General features: G+C 68.2%; 5 protein-coding genes. 2 read left to right on the top strand and 3 right to left on the bottom strand.

The window, feature by feature from the left end; all coding sequences use genetic code 11:
* From FVW20_RS06585 to FVW20_RS06575, 3 genes are all read right to left on the bottom strand, one after another.
* On the bottom strand, window positions 1-291 hold a 291-nt coding region (locus tag FVW20_RS06585; RefSeq protein WP_231038929.1), incomplete at its 3' end, for an aspartate/glutamate racemase family protein.
* Window positions 292-425: 134 nt separating this feature from the next.
* Complete coding sequence (locus FVW20_RS06580; RefSeq protein WP_196608805.1) at window positions 426-1,319, bottom strand: pyridoxamine kinase; 894 nt, start codon at window positions 1,317-1,319, stop codon at window positions 426-428.
* Window positions 1,320-1,500: 181 nt separating this feature from the next.
* The gene (locus FVW20_RS06575; protein ID WP_196608804.1) at window positions 1,501-2,454 is read right to left on the bottom strand and encodes a sulfite exporter TauE/SafE family protein; all 954 of its coding nucleotides are present in this window, start codon (window positions 2,452-2,454) and stop codon (window positions 1,501-1,503) included.
* Window positions 2,455-2,810: 356 nt separating this feature from the next.
* On the opposite strand from FVW20_RS06575, the gene FVW20_RS06570 reads away from it, so the two are divergent.
* Both FVW20_RS06570 and hisD read left to right on the top strand, forming a co-directional pair.
* Entirely contained in the window at window positions 2,811-3,899 is a 1,089-nt protein-coding gene (locus FVW20_RS06570; RefSeq protein WP_196608803.1) for a TOBE domain-containing protein, read from the top strand.
* 278 nt (window positions 3,900-4,177) lie between these two features.
* Window positions 4,178-5,482: a histidinol dehydrogenase gene (gene hisD / locus FVW20_RS06565; RefSeq protein WP_196608802.1), complete on the top strand. Its 1,305-nt coding sequence runs from the start codon at window positions 4,178-4,180 to the stop codon at window positions 5,480-5,482.
* Window positions 5,483-5,496 lie beyond the last annotated feature (14 nt).

Here is a 5,496-nt window from a genome sequence, read left to right as displayed (position 1 = left end):
GGCCGCCTGTGCACCCGGCTGCACCACGCCCACCACCGGCAGGCCGGGGTTGGCGGCGCGCAGGGCGTCCAGCGCCACGGATGTGGCCGTGTTGCAGGCCACCACCAGCAGCTTGATGCGCCGCTGCACCAGCCTGGACGCGGCCTGCACGGCGTAGCGGGTGATGGTTTCCGCGCTCTTGGTGCCGTAGGGCAGGCGGGCGGTGTCGCCCAGATACAATATGTCCTCGCAGGGCATGCGGGTGCGCAGGGCCTTCAACACCGTAAGTCCGCCCACGCCCGAATCGAACATGCCGATGGGCAGGTGCGCGGCGTCGGGTATGGACGGGCTGGTGCCGGAAATGTCGGAGCCGGACGCGCCGGGGGCTGCCCCCCCCGCGTTGTCCCGGTCAGAGCCCGTGGCGGCGGTGCCGCACGCGGGGCTGTCTACTTGCATCGGTCCTCGTCCTCCAGAAGTTCGTAGCTGCTCACGGTAACCGGGGCGCGCAGGGTGTCCAGCACCCGTTCCAGCAGGATGCCCTCGCGGCTGGGTGAATTGTGCCCGAAGGTGGCGCGGATGCCCAGCGTGACGAAGTGCACGGCGCGGTCCATGGCGATGGGCAGGCTGTCGCCCTGCAACAGGCTGCCGGTAAGCACGCTGGCAAAGGTGTCGCCCGTGCCGGGGTAGTGGGCGGGTATGTACTGGCAGTCCACCTTCCAGAACCTGTCGTGGGTGCTGTGGTAGGCCGCAACGGAGCTGACGCCCGCATGCCCGGCCACCGGCACGCTGGTTATGACCGCCACGCGCGGCCCCATGGCCGTCAGGCGGCGCAGCCAGTCCATGAGGTCTGTCGTGGAGATGGATTCGCGGTAGGGCTCGTCCAGCAGCAGGGCGGCTTCGGTGAAATTGGGGGTGATGATGTCCGCCTTGCGCACCAGCCAGCGCATGCGCTGCACCATCTCCATGTCCATGGTGGGTTCCAGCTGGCCGTTGTCGCCCAGAACAGGGTCCACCACGGCAAGGCCGCCCTCTACCCGGCACATGTCGATGCACCGGGCCACGATGTCCACCTGCGCCGGGGAACCCAGAAAGCCGCTGTACACCGCGTCGAACTTCAGGTTCAGGGCCTGCCAGTGGTCAAGGAACAGGCGCATCTGGTCGGTCAGGTCCAGAAAGCTGTAGCCGGTGAAGCCCGCCGTGTGCGTGGACAGCACGGCGGTAGGCATGGGGCACACCTGCGCGCCCATGGCGGACAACACGGGAATGGCCACGGTGAGCGAGGTGCGGCCAAAGCCGGAAAGATCGTGGATGGCCGCCACGCGCGGCACGGCGTTGCGCATTGCAGGGCTCCTTGCGCGGGGTTCCGGACTGGCCGGGTGAGGCCGCCCGGCGGGCACACCATCACCACGGAGCGGGGTAAAAGGCAAGGGGGAGCCTGCGTCGGCGGCAAGGAAAAGGGGGCACCCGTCGGTACCCCCCTTTTCGTCAATGACTTTATGCCGGAATGCCGCGGCTTGCGATCTACCTGAAAAACTCCACCACGTACTTCCCCGCCGTGAACAGCAGGATGACGCACAGCATCCACTTGATCAGGTTTGCGGGCACGTGCTTCTGGCAACGCGCGCCCAGGTACATGCCCGCCATGCCGCCAATGCCCAGCAAGAGGCCCAGCGTCCAGTCCGGGGCCACGGACATGTGCGGGTACAGCGGCGCGATGGCCATGTAGAAGGTGACGCCCGCCACCGAGGTTACGAAGGTGCCCATAAGGGCCGCGCCCGCCACGGTGTACACCGGCAGCCCGAAGAAAGAGACGAAGAACGGTGCGATGATGGCCCCGCCGCCAATGCCGTACACCCCGCCCACGATCCCCACGATGAAGCTCAGGGTAAAGATGCCCACGGTGCGGAAGCTGTAGGTTTCGCCGTAGAAGCTGTACGAGATGCGCGACAGGCAGCACTCGTTCATGCACACGGCGGGCAAGTCGTCGGGGTTCCTGCCTTCCGCCGCCGCCTTTTCGCGGTGGGTGCGCACCAGCGCGCGGAACTTTTCCTCCGCCGTGGCCTTGCCGTTGCCCGCCTTCTTCTTGGTCAGGTCGCGCACCATGCGCAGGGCGATGTAGGCCAGCACGCACGCGGCGAACAGCTTGAAGTCGCGCGCGTTGGGCAGGTACGTCACCCGCACGAAGGCCCCTATCAGCACCCCCGGCAGCGTGCCGATGATCACCACCCACGTCAGCGGCCAGACCATGCGCCCTTCGCGAATGTAGCGGTACACCCCGCTGGGGATGGCCACCACGTTGTAAAACTGGTTGGTGGCGCTGACGGAGGGGTTCACGTAGCCCAGAAAGGACATCTGGAAGGGCAGCAGCAGGAACGCGCCCGACACCCCCCCCATGGACATGAAGAACGACACGACGAACGCCACCAGCGGCGGTAGCCACGGTTCCGCGTGTATGCCTGCGACGGGGAAGTACATGGTGTCCTCCTGTGTCGGGATGTCGGGGTGGGGCGATGGGAGCGATTGGCTGACGGGACCGGTCGGGTGGCCGGGCGGGTAGCAGGGCTGCTGTCCGGTGCGCTTGTTCTGTCCGGCTGCCTTTTTGATTCTTGCTGACACGTTTTTTATAATCTTCGTGTCAATTTAAAAATAGCGCATGGGCGATTCGTTGTCACGGATTATTTTATTTTCATGCCTGTGCGCGAAGTGAATCATCGCTTTGATTTTCGTGCGGCTGCGCCTATATGATGGAAATTCGGGCAACGAACGGGCGGCATCCGGACCCGGGCACGCGCCGCGCCCGGCCCCACGCGCACGCAACCAACGGGACACCCATGCGACAGGACGACAGCCTCGAACGAATCTGGGAAGCGCTGGCCGAAAACGTGGCGGAACGCCGCCACAACCCGGCGGGCATGCTCTCCATTCCCGACGACGTGAAGTATCTGGACACGGTGGAACTGGCCCGGCTGGAAGAAGCCTTCCGCCTGTGGGCCGCCCGCCCGGTGCGGGGCGACGTGCGCCGTTCGCGCCTGCGCATGTTGCTGGTGTTTCTGCTCATCCGCCACACCGGGGCGCGCCTGGGCGAGGTGCTGGCCCTTGCCCCCACCCGCGACATCGACACGGCGCGCGGCGTGGCCTACCTGGGCGAGCCGCAGCGCGAGGTGCAACTGCCGCCAGACCTCGTCACCCAGCTTGCCGACCTGCTGGACGAGGCCGTGGCGGGCGAGGGCGAACACCCCTTCGCCGTGGACCAGGCCCACGTGCGCCGCAAGTTCTACGAGCGCGCCCATGAATGCGACCTTGCCCCGGACCTTGCCAACCCCAGCGCCCTGCGCCGCTCGCGGGCCATCGAACTGCTGCGCTCCGGCCTGCCGCTGCCCGTGGTGCAGCGCCTGCTGGGCCATTCCACGGCCAGCCTGACGGCGGCGTACATCGACGTTTCGAGCGAGGACATGCAGCGCATGGTGGGCCACGCGCTGGACCGCGAGCAGCGCCGCCGCACCAGCGCGCGCAACGCCTTTTACGGGCGCATCGCGGCGGTGGTGCGCGGCGACGTGCAGTCGGTGGTCTCGGTGCAGACGCCGTCGGGCATCCGGGTGGCCTCGGTCATCACCAACGACAGTCTGGACAACCTGGGCCTGCGCCCCGGCGTGTTCGCGGCGGCAGAGGTGAAGGCCCCGTGGGTGGTGCTGACCGTGGGCAGCGAGGCCCCGTCGTCCTCGGCGGGCAACGTGTACCCGGCCACCATCGTCAGGGTGGTGGTGGGCGCGGCCACGGCGGAAGCTGTGGCCCGGCTGGAAGACGGCACAGAGATCTGCTCCGTGCTTACGGCAGACAGGGTGCGCGCGCTGGATCTGGCCGTGGGGTCCCCGGTGTGGGTGCTGATCAACGTGTTTTCGGTCATCCTGAACGTGAGTTGACGGGCGGGGTAACGCCTGCGGAGTCGCCCCTGCACGCACTGCGCCCGCTGTTTCCCCCGTTCCCCGGCCTGTCTCCCCGATCCGCCGTCGGCCCGCCACAACCTTGGGGCCGAACCGCTCGCCAGTGCGGCGCTCTCGACTTTTGCCCTGCGCTCCGGTATGTGGCGCGGACACACCCATTGCCGCCTGTGCGCGCAGGCAGCCACCGTTGGCCCTCCCGCCGCGCGGCACCCCGAAGCACACCGCCGCATACAGGTCGCACTCTCAAGGAGGCCGCCATGCCCTGCCGTACGCTCTTCCTCCGGTCGGTGGACGACTGGAAGGAACTGCAGGCCCTGCTCGCGGGACGCGACAACCCCGGCGACACCGTGGAACCCGCCGTCCGCGAGATTCTGGATACCGTCCGCGCCGGGGGCGATGCCGCCCTGGCCGACTACACCAGCCGTTTCGACTGCCCCGGCTTCGACGCCGCGCGCATCCGCGTGAGTGAAGACGAAATCGCCGCCGCCCTCGAAGAGGTCGGCCCCGACGACCGGGCCATCATTGCCGAAGCCGCCGCCAACATCCGCGCCTTTCACGAGGCGCAGAAGGAACGGTCGTGGTTCACCACCCGGCCCGATGGTTCGGTGCTTGGGCAGATGGTCACCCCCGTGGACCGCGCCGGGCTGTACGTGCCCGGCGGGCAGGGCGGCAACACCCCGCTGATCTCCAGCCTGCTGATGAACGCCATTCCCGCCCAGGTGGCCGGGGTGCCGGAAATCGCCGTCATTTCGCCGCCCCGCAAGGACGGCACGCTGAACCCGTTCATTCTCGCCGCCGCGCATCATCTGGGCATTACCGAGGTGCACCGCGCGGGCAGCGCCTGGGCCATCGCCGCCCTTGCCTTCGGCACCGAGACGGTGCGCCCCGTGGACGTCATCGCCGGGCCGGGCAACATCTGGGTGACCACGGCCAAGCGGCTGCTCATAGGCCGGGTGGGCATAGACATGATCGCCGGGCCCAGCGAGATACTCATCCTTGCCGACCACACCGCCCGCGCCGACTGGGTGGCCGCCGACATGCTGTCGCAGGCCGAGCACGACCCGCTGGCCTCGTCCATCTGCATCACCGATTCGCCCGCGCTGGTGGACGCCCTGAAGCTGGAACTGGCCGCCCAGTGCGACACGCTGCCGCGTGCGGACATTGCCCGCAAGGCGCTGGCCGACTGGGGCGCCATCGTGGTGGTGCCCGACATGGCCACCGGCGTCGCCATCAGCAACATGATCGCGCCGGAGCATCTGGAAGTGCTGACCAAGGATCCGTGGGCGCTGCTGGGCGCCATCCGCCATGCCGGGGCCGTGTTCCTGGGCGGCTGGTCGCCGGAACCGGTGGGCGACTACTACGCCGGTCCCAACCATGTGCTGCCCACCATGGGCACCGCGCGCTTTTCGTCGGCCCTCTCGGTGCAGACCTTCTGCAAGCGCACCAGCGTCATTTCGGCCACCGCCGCGTTCACGCGCGGGCATGCCGCGTCCATCGCGCGGCTGGCCCGGCTGGAAGGGCTGGAGGCGCACGCCCGCTCGGCGGAATCGCGCAACAGGTAGCGGCGGGCCGGGGG

The organism is Nitratidesulfovibrio oxamicus (assembly GCF_015731765.1).
Classification (GTDB): Bacteria; Desulfobacterota; Desulfovibrionia; order Desulfovibrionales; family Desulfovibrionaceae; genus Cupidesulfovibrio; species Cupidesulfovibrio oxamicus.
This window is presented reverse-complemented; position numbering and strand designations above follow the sequence as displayed.

Excerpts from the sequence above, each read along its gene's own strand:
- FVW20_RS06575 (WP_196608804.1), bottom strand. The coding sequence starts at position 2,454 with ATGTACTTCCCCGTCGCAGGCATACACGCGGAACCGTGGCTACCGCCG.
- hisD (WP_196608802.1), top strand. The coding sequence starts at position 4,178 with ATGCCCTGCCGTACGCTCTTCCTCCGGTCGGTGGACGACTGGAAGGAA.
- FVW20_RS06580 (WP_196608805.1), bottom strand. The coding sequence starts at position 1,319 with ATGCGCAACGCCGTGCCGCGCGTGGCGGCCATCCACGATCTTTCCGGC.
- FVW20_RS06570 (WP_196608803.1), top strand. The coding sequence starts at position 2,811 with ATGCGACAGGACGACAGCCTCGAACGAATCTGGGAAGCGCTGGCCGAA.